Below are 16331 nucleotides of genomic sequence, written 5' to 3'. Positions count from 1 at the left end.
ACGCCGCATCCCGGGGGCCGGGCGAGCGCCCCTGGGGAGGGGCGCGTGCGGCGGTACGCTGGTACGCGCCCCGCCGGGGCGCGGCGGCAGGGCCGCCGGGCGTACACCGGGGCCGTTCCCCGCGCGGACGCCACGGCACGGAAGCGGCGGAGGTTCCCTTGGGCGGTCCATCACGCGCCACCCCCCACACCACGAGCAGGGCGGCGGTCCTCGACGTCATCCGGGCGGCGGGCACCATCAGCCGGGCCGGACTGGTGGCCGCGACCGGGTTCACCGGGGCGACCATCTCCACGGTCGTCCGCGCGCTCATCGACGACGGCCTGGTCCGCGAGACCGGCCGCGCCGAGTCGACCGGGGGCAAGCCGCGCGTGCTGCTCCAGCTCGACCACGGGGCCCGGTACGCCGTCGGCGTGCACCTCGACCCGATGGGCGTCACGTACGCGCTCACCGACCTCACCGGCGCCGTCGTGTCCAGGGTGACCAGGGCCGACGCGGTCGGCGACGACCCCGCCGCGATGGTCGCCCGGACGGCCCGCCAGGTCGACGCGCTGGTCGAGGGGGCCGGGGTGGAGCGCGACCGGGTCCTGGGCGTGGGCGTGGTCTCCGCGACCGGGGGCGCGAGGCCCCTGCCGTCGATGCGGCACTGGGCGCACTTCCCCGTGGCGGAGGAGCTGGAGAGGGCCTGCGGGCTGCCCGTGGTGCCCGGCAACGACGCGACCGCCGCCGCGCTCGGCGAGTACTGGTCCGGAGGCGTCGGCGAGACGTCGGTCTTCGCCGCCGTGTACATGGGGACCGGCATCGGCGCCGGGCTCCTGGTCGACGGCATCCCCTACCACGGGGCCAGCGGGAACGCCGGGGAGATCGGGCACGTGTGCCTGGACGTGGACGGTCCGCCGTGCTGGTGCGGCGGGCGCGGGTGCGTCGAGGCGCTCGCCGGGCCCGCCGCGGTGGTGCGTGCCGCGCGTGCGGACGCCGGTCTGGCGCGCGCCGCCGAACTGGGGGCGCCGGCGGCCGGCGGCGCGGACGGCGGCCCGACGGACGGCCCCGGGGGCGGCGGGCGCGGGGAGCGGTCCGAGGCGGCGGAGTTCGCCGCCGTGGTCCGGGCCGCGCGCCGCGGCGAGCCGACCGCGCGCGCCCTCCTGGAGCGCTCCGCCCGGTACCTGGCGGCGGCGGTGCGGACGCTGGCCAACGTCATGGACCTGGACCTGCTCGTGCTGACGGGGCCGGGCCTGGCGGTGGCGGGGTCCGTCTACCTGCCCGCGATCAGGTCCGAGCTGGAGGGCGCCTTCTTCGCCCGCGCCAGCCACCCCGTCGAGGTGCGCCTGTCCGCGTCGGCGGCGACGGCCCCCGCGATCGGGGCGGCGACCATGGTCCTGCAGTCGCGGCTGGTGCCGCTGCGGCCGCGCGTGCGCCTGCCCGAGGACCTGTCGGAGTCGGCGGCGCCCGCTCCCCGGTGAGCCGGGGCGGAGCGGGGCGCGTACCGCTCAGGCGGGCGCGCTCGGCCCCGACCCGGGCCACGTCCCGGCCCCGGCGTGGCCGGGCCCCGGCGTGGCCGGGACGCGGGGACGGCCGCGACGCCGCGACCGCCCGGGGCCTCCGCCGCGGACGCGGCTCAGCCGGCGCCCTCCAGGTCGGCGAGGGCCCGGTCGAGCCAGGTCAGCCAGAAGAGCTCCAGCTCGATCCCGCCCTGGAGCACCAGGCGGTGCACGCGGTCCCGCTCGGTCCCGTGGCCGCGCGCCGCGTCGCGCCTCTCGAACTCCCGGTACTCGGCCAGCCGCTCCCGGTGCAGCGCGCGGTGGCGGCGCAGCTCGTCCACCATGTCCCCGCCGACCCCCACGACGCCCGTCGCGCGCAGGCGCAGCAGAAGGGGGTCGCGGGGCGCGCGCGGGTCCTCGCGCACGCCGACCCACCGCTCCAGCTCCTCCCGGCCCGAGGGCAGGACCTCGTACTCCTTCTTCTGCCCCCGGGTCGGCCCCTCGCCGTCCAGGGCCCTGATCAGCCCCGCCTTCTCGAGCTTGCCCAGCTCCCGGTAGATCTGCTGGTGGGTCGCCGACCAGAAGTACCCGATCGAGCGGTCGAAGCGGCGGGTCAGCTCCAGCCCGGAGGACGGCTTCTCGAGCAGGGCGGTCAGGATCGCGTGGGGCAGGGACATGAGCGCATTCTAGGAAGGCCCGGGGACGTCAGGCGTCGGGCGGAAGGCGGCGGACCCGCACGGTCCCGCCGGTGACGGACGTCTCCAGGGTCTCCAGCCCGGCGGTCGCCGGACCGTGGACGACCGACCCGTCGTCCATGTCGAACCCGCTCCCGTGCCAGGGGCAGCGCAGGCACCCGTCCGCGAAGGAGCCGTCCGCGAGCGGGGCCCCCATGTGCGTGCACGTTCCCAGCACCGCCCGCACGGCGTCCCCCGTCCGGACCACCACGACCGGAACGTCGCCCAGCGAGGCGCGCACGGGCTCCCCCTCGCCGAACCCGTCGAGCGGGCCGAGGTCGTGCCAGCCGCCGGGCACCAGGTCGGTCAGGTGGTCCGCGCTGTTGGCGCCGCCCGCCCGGTAGTAGGCGATGTGCCCCCCGAGGGAGCCGCCGAGGGCGACCGCCCCCACGCCCGCCAGGGCCAGGACCCGCCCCCAGCCCTGGCGGTCCCGCGCCCGGGCGAGCGAGGAGGACGCGAACAGCAGGCTCCCCGCGGCGTTCGACGCGGCGTGGACCACGCCCACGCGCTGCTGTCTCGCGTGCTGCTGCGACCAGTCGGCGAGCCCGCTCACGACCGCGGGCAGGGTGGCCAGCAGCCCGGTGTTCACCAGCGCGTGGGCGCTCCGACGGTGGTCCCCCGGCAGGAGGTCGAGCAGGACCGCCGACATCCACGCGCCGATGGGCAGCTGGACCAGGATCGGGTGGGCCGGGTGCCCGAGCTGCACACCGTTCAGCAGGTCGCGCGCCCGGCCGCGCGGGATGCGCCCCGCCACCCGCTTGAACAGGGAGACCGCGGGGTCGAGCCCGTCGTTCCGTTCGATCTTGCGTACGCCTTCACCAAGCCTCATGGTGGGACGGCTACCCCGGCCCCCCGGGTTCACTCCCCGTTCCGGGGGCCCGGGGAGGGCTTGAACCGGATTTTCCCTGTCCGGCCCCGGGGCGCGGACACCCCGGGACCGGCCCCTCCGCCGGGCCCCGGCTACAGCGCGGCGGCCAGCCTGGTGCCCTGGTCGACGGCCCTCTTGGCGTCCAGTTCGGCGGCGACGTCCGCGCCGCCGATGACGTGCACGCCGATCCCCGCCGCCGCCAGCTCGTCGGCGAGGTCGCGGCGCGGCTCCTGGCCGGCGCAGAGCACCACGGTGTCCACGTCGAGCACGGTCTTGTCGTCCCCGACGGTCAGGTGCAGGCCCTCGTCGTCGATCCGGTCGTAGGAGACGCCGGCGATCATCTCCACACCCCGGTGGCGCAGCTCCAGGCGGTGGATCCACCCGGTGGTCTTCCCGAGGCCCGCGCCGACCTTGTCCGCCTTGCGCTGGAGCAGGTGCACGGTGCGCGGCGGGGCCTGGCGCTCGGGGGTCCGGAGCCCGCCCGCCGCCGTGTGGCCGGTGTCCACGCCCCACTGGCGGAAGAACACGTCGGGGTCACGGCTCGCGCCCTCGCCGCCGTCGGTCAGGAACTCGGCGACGTCGAAGCCGATGCCGCCCGCGCCGATGATCGCGACCCGCGCGCCCACGTCCGCGTTCCCCCGCAGGACGTCCGCGTAGCCGACCACCTTGGGGTGGTCGACGCCGGGGATCTCCGGCGTGCGCGGGACGACCCCGGTGGCCACCACGACGTCGTCGAAGCCGGTCAGGTCGGCGGCGGTCACGGTGGTTCCCAGCCGCACGTCCACGCCGTGCTTGTCCAGCTGAACCCGGAAGTAGCGCAGGGTCTCGTCGAACTCCTCCTTGCCGGGCACGCGGCGGGCCATGCGGAGCTGGCCGCCGATCTCCTCGGCCGCGTCGAACAGGGTGACCTCGTGGCCGATCCCGGCGGCGGACACGGAGAAGGCGAGGCCGGCGGGGCCGGCGCCGACGACGGCCACGCGCTTGCGGTTCCTGGTAGGGGAGAGCACCAGTTCGGTCTCGTGGCAGGCGCGCGGGTTCACGAGGCAGGAGGTGATCTTGAGGCTGAAGGTGTGGTCGAGGCAGGCCTGGTTGCAGCCGATGCAGGTGTTGATCTCCTCGGGTGTCCCGGCGGCCGCCTTCGCGACGAAGTCCGGGTCGGCGAGGAACGGCCGGGCCATGGAGACCATGTCGGCGTCGCCCCCGGCGATGACGGCCTCGGCGACCTCCGGGGTGTTGATGCGGTTGACCGCGACCAGCGGGACGGACACCTCGCCCATCAGCTTGCGGGTCACCCAGCTGTAGGCGCCCCGCGGCACGGACGTGGCGATGGTGGGGACGCGGGCCTCGTGCCAGCCGATGCCGGTGTTGATGATGGTCGCGCCGGCCTCCTCGACGGCCTTGGCGAGCCGGACAACCTCGTCGAACGTGGAGCCGCCGGGCACCAGGTCGAGCATGGAGAGCCGGTAGACGAGGATGAAGTCGTCGCCGACGCGCTCGCGGACGCGCCGCACGATCTCGACGGGGAAGCGCATCCGGTTCTCGTAGGAGCCGCCCCAGCGGTCCTCCCGGTGGTTCGTCGCGGAGGCGATGAACTGGTTGACGAGGTAGCCCTCGGAGCCCATCACCTCGACGCCGTCGTACCCGGCGAGCCTGGCGAGCTCCGCTGCGCGCGCGAAGTCCTCGATGGTCTGCTCGACCTCGGAGTCGGACAGGGCGCGGGGGGTGAACGCGCTGATGGGGGCCCGGATCGCGCTGGGCGCGACGGACTGCTCGCTGAAGGCGTACCGGCCCGTGTGCAGGATCTGCATGGCGATCCGGCCGCCCTCGCGGTGCACGGCGTCGGTGATCACGCGGTGTTCGGCGGCCTCGGCCCCGGTGGTCAGCTTGGCCGCGCCGGTGTAGGTGGCGCCCTCGGGGTTGGGCGCGATGCCGCCGGTGACGATGAGGCCGACGCCGCCGCGGGCACGCTCGGCGTAGAAGGCGGCCATCCGCTCGAACCCCTGGGGGGCCTCCTCCAGGCCGATGTGCATGGAGCCCATGATCACGCGGTTGGGGAGGGTGGTGAAGCCCAGGTCCAGGGGTTCCAGAAGGTGGGGGTAGTCGCTCATGCTCGTCTCCTCGCGCGGTTGCCCGGTCGGTGTCCGGCCGACCTCGACTTCATTATGCAACAAGTTGCAAAATGACTCGCGCGGTGCCCCGGCGACGGTTCGCGGACGACGTCCACGCGCGCCCGGGACCACGGTCGGGGCGGAGCCGCGGCGACACCCGGAGGCCACGACGTGCACGCGCGCCCGGGACCACGGGACCGCCGGGCGTGCGGCTCAGGCGGGCTCCACCGGCAGGAGCGCGGGGCGCTTGGCCGCGCGGCCGTCGCCCGAGGAGCGGCCGCGCAGGCGCCGGAGGATCCACGGGCCGAGGAAGGTCCCCAGCCAGCGGACCTCCTCCGCCACCGCGAGCAGCGCGTTCCGCTCGGGCATCCGGGGCAGGGCGTCCGCCCACGCCCCGTCGGCGCCGGGGAGCGTCAGCGCGGAGGCCAGCGCTCCGGCGATCCGGTCGTGCCCCAGCGGCGTGCAGTGCAGGCGGTCGGCGGCCCACAGCCGCCGGTCCGTGGACACCTCGTGCGCGGCGACGTCGGCCACGACGACGCCGTGCCGCCCGGCCGCGGCGCGCAGGCGCTCGTTGAAGTCCAGCACCCTGGGCACCAGGGGCCTGGTCAGCGGCGCGATCCTGGCGATGTCGGGGAAGGTCAGGGTCGCCACCCGGGCCCCCGACGCGGTCAGCTCGGCGAACATCGCCTCCATGTGGCCGACCACCGCCCCGGCGTCGTACCCGGACCGGATCACGTCGTTGACCCCGGCGAACACGGTGGCCACGTCCGGGCGCATCTCCAGGGCGGGGGCCAGCTGCTCCTCGCGAACCTGGCGGGCCAGGCGCCCCCGGACCGCGAGGTTGGCGTACTCCACCCGCGCGCCGGTGGCGGCGAGGCGGTCGGCGAGGCGGTCCGCCCAGCCCCGGAGCCCGGTCTCGTCGTCGCCGTCCCCGACCCCCTCGGTGTGGCTGTCGCCCAGCGCCACGTAGCGCACCCTGTCCCCAGGACTCATCCCAGACTCCTCACCTCGTGGCCAGGACGGCATCTTATTCCACAAAGTGATTAGTCGACTTATGTACCAGCACCCGAGCCGACCGCCGGGGTCGGCTCGGGGACCGGTGCCTTCGTGCCCTGTTTCAAGGCAGGGGCGGCCCGCCCGCCGTATCCGGCCCGTCGGCGCGCCAGGCGGGGTCCCTGGCGATGGTGCAGAGATGGCGCAGCGCACCCGGGGCGAGCAGGGGCAGTACCGGGATCGTGTGGGGCCACGCGTCGGTCTCCGCGAGCCCGCGCACGATGTCCCGGGCCGCATCCTCGGCCGGGGGAGTGCCGTCACCGGAGGCCCGGGCCAGGGCCAGACAGGTACGGAGCACGCGGTCGTCGGCCCGGCTGTCCGTGGACAGCGCCACCGGGGCGCCCGCCAGGTACGCGGCTGCGGCCCCGAGCGCCTCCGACCGCGCCTTGGGTGTTCGCAGGGCATCGGCCCGGCGCCACAGCTCTGCGATATCACCTTCTACGGCCGCGTGCAGTACGAGTTCGGCGCTGTGTTCCCGTGCCGTTCGATGTGAACGCAGCCACCGGTCCCTCAGGCCGGTGACGGTGTCGCCGTCCTCCTCGGAAAGGCAGCCGAGCTGTTCCAGCAGGGCGAAGACGACCAGTGAGTGGGCGGGCGGAGACGTCGGTGAGCCGGCCAGGTGTTTCACGGCGCGGTGGAGCGCGTCGCGCAGGCGCGGCTCCGGGGCGCGGATGTCCGGGAAGGCCAGGAGAAGGGCCGCCAGTTCGGGAAGGACGCGGAGCGGGCTGCCGGGCGTGATCCTGCCCGCCAGGGCCTCCACCAGGGGGACGGCTACGTGTTCCGCCTCGTCGGGACGGTGCCGGGCGAGCCCGGCCGCGACGGCCGTCATCGCCTGCCTTTTCTGCGCTGCGGAACCTCCCGTCGCCATGGCCGAGGCGGCGGCGCCGTCCCCGGCGTGCGCGAGGGCCTGGGCCACCGTGTTCCGCAGACCGGCTTCCCCGCTGTCGGGCACCAGGCCCGCCGCATCCCGGGCGTAACGGGCCCCCGCCTCATGGAATCCGCCGAGGGAGCATCCGAGGGAGAGCGAGCCCAGGTGACGCGCCCGGGATCCGGTGTCGGACAGACCCGCTGTGACGGCTTCCGCGAGCGGGAACTCCCCCGCCAGCCCGAGGGCCCGGCACAGTTCCACCGTCCAGGATCCCGGGACGGGCAGCTGCGCCTCCGGGGCCGGACTCCGCCGCAGCCCCTCCTCCAGAAGCTCCCGGCAGAGCAAGAGGTTGCCCTTTTCCGCCTGTTCCTCCGCCTCTCGGAGCAGACGGAGGTGTGCGGGCCCGTCGCGGTCCGTTCGACCCTCGGACCGGCCCTGCGGCTTCTTCGGCGCGGAGGCCTGCGCATCCGACTCGGCCCACCTCGTCTTTGTCGACGTGGCGACTCTCTCCGCCCGTTCCGACAGCGAATCCCCCAGAAGGCCGATGCGGTCGCCCTCGGTCAACGGGGCCATCAGGGACGTGGCGTCGTCGAGGGAGGACCGCGTGATCCCTGCTTCGCCGACAGCCTGGACGAAACGTGCCAGCGTCCCCCCTATTTCACGGCCGAGATGGGCGCGGTCCTCCTCCGACAGCTCCTCCGGGCGCTCCTCAAGGGTCGTGATCGCCTCCCTCAAGCGGGCCTCCGCCCGGTGCACCAGCTCGACGGCTTGCCTGCTCCGTTTCACCGGCAGGTTGGCGAGGGCCGACGTCGCGGCGGTCAGGATATCGACCGCCCCCAACCCGCCCGAAGGGTCGATTTCCCCGTAGACGGCTTGGATGAGGTCACCGGTTGCGGGGCCCCGGCCGGGGACCGCGCGGGCCAGCGCGCCCCACAGGTCCACTGCCGCGGCCCGTGCGCGCGTTTCCCCCATGCTCAGGGTCTCCGCCCGGTCGAACAACGTCTCCACGAGCGTGGGGTCCTGGCCGGCCTCCAGCAGCCCGGCCGCCCGGACGCGAACCTCCGAATTGGTCGCGGGATCGTGTACCACGGCCAGGAGCAGCGGACGGGCGGTGCCCGGGCTGTGCAGCCTGTTGAGCGTCGCTGCGGCCCCCAGGAGCCGTTCGTAGAGTCCGGCCTCACGATGCTCGCCCGGCGACCCCCGGTCCACCCGGTCCCGGTCCAACCACTCGGCCGCCTCCCTGATGACGGCGTCCACGTCGGGGAGTCCCGCGCCCGCCATCTGCGCCCCCACCTCGGCCAGGTGGACGGCCCGCAGAATCGGCTCCGGCGCGGAGACGGCGAGATCACGAGCCCGTTCCACGTCACCGAGCCTGACGAACAGGGTGGGGGACCCGTCCGGCACCTCGCGGGATTCCCGCCGCACCAGGGTTCGCACGGCGGAGAGCGGGACGAGTTTCGCCAGGCCGTCGGCGCCCGCCTCGTCCGCGAACGCCCTGAGCCGACCGAGCGCGACGTCCGGTCCGGACGTGGCGGAGAGCCTGCGCAGCCTGGGCAGATCCAGGACGTACGCCGTGCGTTCGGCGTCGTCCCTCAGCAGCCGCAGCTGGTGCTCCAGGGGAAACGGCGGGGTACCGTCGGGCCAGCCCCGCGCACCCCACGCCCGCGACCAGGCCAGCAGTTCACCGGTACGCCGCAGAACACCGGTATCCCCCAGGCCCGCACGGACGGCGTCGACAAGACCGGGCCCGGCCAGCGCGTAGGTCCGACGGACCGTGTCGTCGAGGACGACGGCGCGGCCGGCCGGTCCGGCGAACAGGCGGTCGATCCGTTCCTCCGGAAGTTCTGTCAGCTCCGCCAGGTCCTTCACACGCAGGCTGCCGCCCGCCACGGCCAGCAGCTCTGCCACCGGGCGGCCCAAGGGGTCGGTGGGCGGTGCCGGATTCCGCTCGGCCGGGGGAAGCCCGGCGACGGGCAGGAGCGTGTGGAAGTTCTCGGCCTGGCGCAGCGGGTGCCGCTTTTCGGGGACGTCGTCGGGAAGACGTACCGAGCGGCGGAGGGAGACGATGACACGCATATCCGACGGTGGAGCGGCCGGGAGAAGCGCGGCGATGCTCCCCGGTGCAAGCCCGGGTTCGGCCGGTTCGCGGGACCCGGCCGTCGGCGCATCGCCCTCGCCCGTCAGACCCGACCAGGCGACGTCGTCATCAAGGCCGTCGACTATGAGCAGGAGCCTTCGTTCGAGGTCCTTGCTCTTCTTGGCGGCTTCGGCGAAGAGCTGCCTCCAGCCCCGGACGTTGTGGGGGACGCGCTCTTCCCCGTCGAAGAGCTTGTGGATCTGACCGGCCACTTCTTCCGCGAACGAGGCCCGGGTGTCGGTGCCTTTCGCCGGGGAGATGAAGAAGGAGAGGATGTCCCACTTGGGCGGAGGGTAACGCCGGATGTAGTCGGCAAGCAGCACCGACTTGCCTACCGGCGCGTCTGCTTGCCAGCAGAGATACGACGGTGCCTCTGACCCTCTGGCCTTGATGAACGCGTTCATGATCTCACGTTCGTCCTTGCGTCCCTGGACGATGTCGGGCACGGGTAGGCAGAGGGTTTCCGAGTGGTCGCTGACGGATCGGGGCCCACACTTCTCCTTCACCTCCGCTTTCATACGAGCCTGAGCGGAACCCCGCCGACTGGCGTTGGCTTTCCGATCCCTCTCCTCCTGAGCCGCGTTCAGGGCCTCCAGCCACGCGGCTTCCGCGTACACGGTGCGGCCGGTGACCTGCTCAAGCCGTCGCACCGCAGAGAGGAACTTGTCGGTCTGATTCGGGACTGAACCGGCCAACCATGCCTGCCATGTGCTCCTCGCGACTCCCAACTGGGGCCCTACCTGTGATTGGGGCAGGCGGGATCCCTTCCACGCCTTTTGCAGCATGTTGCCCAGTGCTTCGCGCGAGTTCTTCGGTGAAGTCGTCACTTTTTCCTCTCTGGTCGCCGCCGGGAAAACTGCTGGCCATAAAATTAATTCACCTGGTCTGACCTGCGTAAATCGTGAAGTAGGGGTGTGATTGGGTGGGCTGGCGTCCACGTTTTGCGAGATTCTTTGGCCAAGGCCGAAAAGGTCAGAAATTTGATTCCAGGAAAGGGGTGGACCGTGTTCGATGTCTCGCAGGTCCTTATCGGTGTCACGGCTGTGTGCGGACTGGTTGCCAGTGTGATCCGTGCGGTGGTTTGCCCTGTTGTTGTATTGGTGTCTGTTTTCGCCCCTACCGCGGAGCGGCGCAGGGACGCTCGGTCGACCCTGACCATCCTGCTGCGCAAGAGGTAACGGCAAGGGTGGCGCCAGCGTGGTCGTGGAGCTTCGGCAACTCGACTGCTTCTTGTTCCCGTAGGGGTTATAGGCGGCGGATAGTTTTCCTGAATGCCTGCGCGATGGCGACTTGGTGCGATAAAAAGGTGTGCGTCGCCATCGACCGCCTCGTTCCGCTGTTGAGGGACGAGGCGGTGTGCAAGTCCCTGCGGCATGCCGGCGGATTCCTGTGAGACTGCGGGCATGTCGGCGGCCTGCGGGTCAAGGCAGTCCATCCCAGTGATTTCACCTTGTATGTCCGATATTCGTGTGATGGGGGTGGAGGCAGGGCGACGGAGTCCCGCGGGAGGCGGGAGTGGCCCCTCGACGGCTTCACGATCTCGTGTTGATTTCCTCCCCGCGGATGCGGGGGTGTCCTACTCCCCCTGCAAGAGAGGGCTTTCCGGTCTGCGACGAACGCTTCGTGTGTTCGGCCATCGAGCACATGGAGATCCGATCGCTGTGCCTGTCGTCGGTCTTCGAGAGAGCGGTAGTGAATCATTGTCAGAGATCCCCCCGGCGTCCCCCACACACACGTTTCCGGGCGAACCCCTCAGCTGGGACCCCCGTCACCAGCCCTGCGTGCCCGCCGTCGCCCTTGACGGCGCTATGGCACACCACTCCCTGCGTGCCCTTCTGGCACAGGCCGACGAACTGGCATTCCTCGACTGTGTCTCCCCGGGGGAGAACGTCGCCGTCATCGAGTACCTGTTGGCCATCTGCTTCGCGTCCGGCACCTGCCCGTCCTCCGACCAGGAGTGGCAGGACTGGATCGTTGGCAGGCACCCCCTCATCTCCGCCGCCGACTGGCTGCGCGACCAGCCGGACGAGTTCTGGGATTTGTTCCATCCCACGCATCCCCTGGCCCAGAACGCGCAGTTGGCCGGAGACTTCGCCGAAAGCGCTACGGGAACGGCCCAACTGGTCATCGAGCACTCCGGCGACTACAACCAGCACTTCGACCACCACCACCTGGCCCGGGGGAATCCGCTTCCTGCCTCGGCCGCCTTCCGTGCCGCGCTCACACAGCACGTCTACGGCCCCTACGGGCGTGCCCGTATGCCGGGAAAGCGCCTCGGGCCCAAGGTCACCAACCTCGCGGCGGGGCGGCTCATCGGAAGGATCCGTGTCGTCGCCCTCGGCCAGACGCTCGGCGAGACACTGCGCTTGAACCTCCACCCCCCGTACGGCCCACCGGACACGTTCAACACGTCCTGGACCACGGGCGGGGAGCGCCGCACGTTCACCGGGCCGGTCAAACCCCGCAGACCCCGTGGCCCGGCGGACCTGCACAGCTCACTCGGGCGGTCGGTGCTGCTGGGCGGGGTACGCGGGCCGCAGGGGCAGGCCATGGTCGACCGCGTCCTGATCGGGGCCGGGGAGGTCCTGGAACTCGACCCGGAACTCCACCTCCAGGACGCCGTCTTCAGCGAGACGGTGAGTGGCGTGCGCAAGCCGCTGTGGCCTTCGCCCACCAGGGATCTCTGGCAGCAGGCCCACGCCCTGTACAGCGCGGTCAGGGACGCGCCGAGCGGGATGTACGCGCGGCTCCGGTCGCTCCGGTACGAACGCGAGGGTACCGGAGCGCCCTACCAGATCTGGGCTGTGGGTCTGCTCACCAACCAGTCCCGCCCGCTCTCCTGGGTGGACGGTGCCTATCCCTACGCCCCGGGCATGGCCACCCACCTCTACCGGGCTTCACGGAGGGGATCGGACATCGCCGAGTACATCGCTTCGACGCTGAAGAAAGCGGCCATCAGGGCGGCCGAGACGGCCTTCCCGGCCATGCGTGCCGCCGACGAGGCCGGACAGGTGGCCCGGCTCGACGCCCGGTCTTCCTTCTGGCCCTCGGCCGAAGACCCCTTCCATGAACTCTTGGACGAGGTGGTCGGGCTTGGCCCCGAGGACGACGACCCCACCTCCGAGCCGTTGATCGCGTACGCGGCGGGGCTGATGGCGACGGCCCGCACCCAGCTGCTCCAGAAACTCGACGCACTGCCCCCGAGCGACACCAATCACGAGGCCCGGGCTCGGGCCGTGCGGCTCTTCGAGGACGCCATGTCCGGTTCCCGGGGTCCGGCTGAACTCCGAGGGGAGACCCAACGTGACTGAGCACGACCCGTCACCCGGAACGGGGCCGAACCCGTTCCCGCACGACAGCGAGGCACTCACCGCCTGGCTCACCACCCTGGTGCACCAGCGCGACACGGGGGCCCTCGCCGAGTTGCGCCGCGCCGGAGTCCGTACCAACGCGCACATCCGTGCGGGCTGGTACGGCGGTGACGACCACCGCGACCTGTTCGAGCGCATGGCCTTCCTCTTCGCGGTCTTCCACCAGGGGCGGTCCGTGCCCTCGTACGGATACGGCAGCCTCGGGGCCGCGGCCCGCCAGATCGGTGACACGACAGGACGGGGGCCCGACAACCCGGGCGCCCTGCGCTTGGTGGGCCGCGTCGTCGCCAGCCGGCGCATCCCCTGGCGGCATCTTCAGCACGCGGTCACCCGACTCCGGTCCTGCGAACAACCCCCTCCTTCCTGGACCGGGCTGACCGAGGACCTCATCAAGTGGAACGACCGCAAGGCGCGGGTCGCCTACCAGTGGTCGGTCGACTTCCACCTCCCACCGGGGCACACCCGGAAAACCCCGAACAAGCCGACGACGCGGAAGGGCAGCACCCCATGACCGAGCCTCCCCGGAGCCAGTTCCTCTCCCTCCACCTCATCGAGACCCTGGCGGCGGTGCTGCCTGTGCGCGACGAGAACGCCCAACCCAAGACCCTCGTGTTCGGCGGAGTCGAGCGGCACATGATCACGAGCCAGGCCCGCCGTCGCGCTGAGCGGATCTATGCGCGCAACCGCGCCAACGCCGGGCGAGGGGCGCTCAAGGGACGGAGCATGGGCGTCCGCACCCGGGAGTGGGCGCTGCTCACCAGCCGCGAGCTGGAGTCCTCCCACGGCTGGGACAAGGAGAAGGCACTGGCCACAGCCCGTGCGGTGCTGGAGGCCAGCGGTCTCAAGTTCGGTGACCCCAGCAAGAAGACGGTGGCCGATCTGACCAGGGTGCTGGTCTTCGCGCCGTCCGACGCCGCCGTGCGGATCGCGGAACACGTCGCGGGTCGGGCGGAAGAACTCACGCAATGGTGCGACGCCTACCTTGCGGCGCAGGCGCGTGCGGCGGAGAAGAAGAGCCGCGGCAAGTCCGGCCGGAAGTCCGAGCCGCAAGCAGGCGGGGAGCAGGCGGAGGACGACAAACTGCCTCCGCTGTCCAAGGCCACCCGTGACGCCGTTCTCCTGGCCATCGCTCCCCGCGACGCCGTGGACATCGCCCTCTACGGCCGGTTCCTCGCCGAGATCCCCGACTCCCCGAACGTCGACGGCGCCGTCCAGACCGGGCACGCCTTCAGCGTGCACGAGTCCGAGCAGATCGAGGACTTCTACGCGGCGGCCGACGACGCGAAGCTGGACCGCAAGCGCAACGCCCTCGACTTCCTCGACGCCGCCGACGACGCGGGGGCGGGAATGACCGGGTACCAGTCTCTGATCTCCGGCACCTTCTACCGGCACACCGTCCTGGACCGCCACCAGCTCCGCGTCAACCTGAGGGTGGCCGGTATGGACGAGGCCGAGGCGGAGAAGACCGCATCGGAGGCGGAGAAGGAGTTCGTGAACGCCTTCGTCGAGGCTTTCCCGGAGGCGAAGAAGAACTCCACCGCATCCACCGGGTCACTGCCCGCGCTCGTTCTCGCCTTCGAGGGGGAGCGCCCGTACAACTACGCGGCGGCCTTCCAGAAACCGGTGGACGAGGGCCCCGAGTCGACCGGGGGTGAGGGACCGGCGGGCCCGGCCGCCGTGCGCAGGCTGCTGCGCCACCACTCCTTCGTCAGCCGGCGCCGCGAGGACCTGCGGACCGCTCGGCTGCTCACCTATGACCCGGAGATCGACGCGCTCCTGGGGGAACTGGGTCTGCCTGAGACGATGGCGGTGGTGGAGCGGGCCGAGGAGCTCACCCCGTGAGCGATCCGCACGTCCTGCTCGTCCGGCTGGCGGGCCCCCTCCAGTCCTGGGGCCTCAAGGGCAGGTTCAACCGTCGGGACACCCACCGCCGCCCCACGAAGTCGGGAGTGATCGGCCTGTGCGCCGCGGCGCTCGGCCTCGACCGGGAGGAATCCCTCGGAGAACTCGCCGACGTGCGCTTCGGAGTCCGGGCCGACCGCCCCGGAACGCCGGTGCGCGACTACCACACGGTGGGCGGGGGGACCTATCCGCTCCGCCCCCGCGATCTCGTCGTCGACCATCAGCGGGCGGCGAAGGCGACGGCGGCCATCGAGGAGAGCCGGACTCCGGGTCCGTTCGGCCGCGAGGAGCTGAAGGGCTGGTACGGCTCGCCGAAGTACGTGGCCGCCGACCCTGTCTCGGGAGTCCTGGTCTCCGGTGAGGTACGCCGACACTCCCTGATCACCGAGCGCTGGTACCTGTCCGACGCCGCCTTCCTCGTCGGGCTGGAATACCCGGACGCCGCGTTCCTGGCGCGGATCGCCCATGCGCTGGAACACCCCAGGCGCCTGCTCTGGTTGGGTCGGAAGGCCTGCCCGCCCTCCGGTGACCTGGCCCTGCGCGTCGTACCGGGAACCCTCATGCAGGCGTTCGAGACAAACGCCCTTCTCCCGGACGCCGCCTTCAGCAGGAAGGGGCATGTGGTCCCGGTGACCGGCGCGCAACCGTCCGCATGGATCGAGAGCCATCGCCCGCTGCCCGGTGTCGGTTCCCTGCCCGACCAGCCCGTGCGGTTCGGTGCCGACGGAGGCGAGTACAGCCTGCGCTCCGAGGTCCGCCACCGCGTCACCATCACTCCGCACGCCCGTGGATGGGACATTATCTTGTGAACACGACAGCAGCCACACCGCACTCTCTGTCAGACCCGGCCGGGGCTGGCAGGTTCGTCACCTCGCAGTCGCTTCTCTCCCTGGACGCCCGACACCCCTTCGTCGGCAAGTCGCTCATCGACGCCCAGGACATGCACCGGACCGTCATGAGCGGTTTCCTCGGTTGGCTGGACGACGGAAGCCCCGGCCCCCGCTCCCGGATGGGCGTCCTGTCGACCTGGACGATCGACCTGGAGAAGGCGCGGCTCAACCTGGTGGTCCAGGCGTCCGTCCCCGCCGACTGGAGCCGCATCCCGCGGGCGGCGCTGGCGCGGACACCGGAGACCCTCACGGTCGACCGGACGTTCCGTATCGGTGACCGTGTCGATTTCCGCGCGGTCGTCAACCCCGTTCGCAGTGTTCCCCCGCCTTCGGGCTCGTCACCGAACACACGCGGAACCCGTGTTCCGCACACCCGCCCCGAGTACGTGAAGAAGTGGTTCGTGCGCCGTCTGCAAGCACTCGGTGAGCCTGCCGTCGCCCCCGACGGTGTTACCCGTATCGGGGCCGACACGGATGTCGAGAGGCTGGACGTACGCATGCTTCCGCAGGTTTCCAGCCCAGCGACGGGCAAGAAGCTGCGTATCGCCCGGGCCGAGATCCACGGAACCCTGGAGGTCACCGACCCCGAGACATTCGTCGCGGCACTCGGCCAGGGCGTCGGCCACGCCCGCGCCTACAGTTGCGGGCTGATACTCGTCCGCTGACGGAGAACCCGGTCGGTCGGGCTCAGGAGAGCGTGTACCCGCTGCTCCCGTTGGGTGACAGGACATGGCCCGGCCCCGGCGGCCGAAGAGAGAACGAGATCGACGAAGGCCTCGCCCGGTGTCCGGTCGGGGTCTTCGTCGCTGGGACGAGGACCGAGGGCACGGGGCTGTTCCCATGACCCCTGCGCGTGGCTGGCGAACGCCTATCCTTGTCGGCGCTGCTCTCACCCTCCGACCGCCTTCCACGAGGGCGACCCCCG

Annotated in this window: 11 protein-coding genes; 6 read left to right on the top strand and 5 right to left on the bottom strand. The window is 72.0% G+C overall.

All coding sequences use genetic code 11. The features are described 5' to 3' along the window. The first annotated feature begins 158 nt into the window (after positions 1–158). Positions 159–1457 (top strand): ROK family protein, encoded by a 1299-nt coding sequence (locus tag ACQPYD_RS32665; RefSeq protein ID WP_433699189.1) that lies wholly within the window; start codon positions 159–161, stop codon positions 1455–1457. Between the two features lie 155 nt (positions 1458–1612). On the opposite strand, the gene ACQPYD_RS32660 is transcribed toward ACQPYD_RS32665, so the two are convergent. The 5 genes from ACQPYD_RS32660 to ACQPYD_RS32640 form a co-directional block, all read right to left on the bottom strand. Beyond that, positions 1613–2152: a PadR family transcriptional regulator gene (locus ACQPYD_RS32660; protein ID WP_267947313.1), complete on the bottom strand. Its 540-nt coding sequence runs from the start codon at positions 2150–2152 to the stop codon at positions 1613–1615. Between the two features lie 28 nt (positions 2153–2180). Further along, positions 2181–3038, bottom strand: coding sequence for a Rieske 2Fe-2S domain-containing protein (locus ACQPYD_RS32655; RefSeq protein ID WP_433699188.1), 858 nt, complete (start codon positions 3036–3038; stop codon positions 2181–2183). Positions 3039–3169: 131 nt separating this feature from the next. After that, complete coding sequence (locus ACQPYD_RS32650) at positions 3170–5185, bottom strand: FAD-dependent oxidoreductase (RefSeq protein WP_433699187.1); 2016 nt, start codon at positions 5183–5185, stop codon at positions 3170–3172. A 213-nt stretch (positions 5186–5398) separates the two neighbouring features. After that, entirely contained in the window at positions 5399–6178 is a 780-nt protein-coding gene (locus tag ACQPYD_RS32645; RefSeq protein WP_433699186.1) for an SGNH/GDSL hydrolase family protein, read from the bottom strand. Between the two features lie 124 nt (positions 6179–6302). Further along, entirely contained in the window at positions 6303–9689 is a 3387-nt protein-coding gene (locus ACQPYD_RS32640) for a hypothetical protein (RefSeq protein ID WP_433699185.1), read from the bottom strand. 1362 nt (positions 9690–11051) lie between these two features. Between ACQPYD_RS32640 and ACQPYD_RS32635 the strand changes: the two genes are divergently transcribed. The 5 genes from ACQPYD_RS32635 to cas6e are packed head-to-tail and all read left to right on the top strand — an operon-like array spanning position 11052 to position 16071. Beyond that, positions 11052–12554, top strand: coding sequence for a type I-E CRISPR-associated protein Cse1/CasA (locus ACQPYD_RS32635; RefSeq protein WP_433699184.1), 1503 nt, complete (start codon positions 11052–11054; stop codon positions 12552–12554). Further along, complete coding sequence (casB, locus tag ACQPYD_RS32630; protein ID WP_433699183.1) at positions 12547–13125, top strand: type I-E CRISPR-associated protein Cse2/CasB; 579 nt, start codon at positions 12547–12549, stop codon at positions 13123–13125. The genes ACQPYD_RS32635 and casB overlap by 8 nt, the downstream gene beginning before the upstream one ends. Further along, entirely contained in the window at positions 13122–14456 is a 1335-nt protein-coding gene (locus tag ACQPYD_RS32625) for a type I-E CRISPR-associated protein Cas7/Cse4/CasC (protein WP_433699182.1), read from the top strand. Before casB ends, ACQPYD_RS32625 begins: the two co-directional genes overlap by 4 nt. Then, a complete protein-coding gene (gene cas5e, locus ACQPYD_RS32620; protein ID WP_433699181.1) occupies positions 14453–15325 on the top strand; it encodes a type I-E CRISPR-associated protein Cas5/CasD in 873 nt (290 codons plus the stop codon). The genes ACQPYD_RS32625 and cas5e overlap by 4 nt, the downstream gene beginning before the upstream one ends. Then, entirely contained in the window at positions 15322–16071 is a 750-nt protein-coding gene (cas6e, locus tag ACQPYD_RS32615; protein ID WP_433699180.1) for a type I-E CRISPR-associated protein Cas6/Cse3/CasE, read from the top strand. Before cas5e ends, cas6e begins: the two co-directional genes overlap by 4 nt. The last annotated feature ends 260 nt before the right edge of the window (positions 16072–16331 follow it).

It is taken from the genome of Nocardiopsis sp. CA-288880 (assembly GCF_050955985.1).
GTDB lineage: Bacteria > Actinomycetota > Actinomycetes > Streptosporangiales > Streptosporangiaceae > Nocardiopsis > Nocardiopsis tropica.
This window is presented reverse-complemented; position numbering and strand designations above follow the sequence as displayed.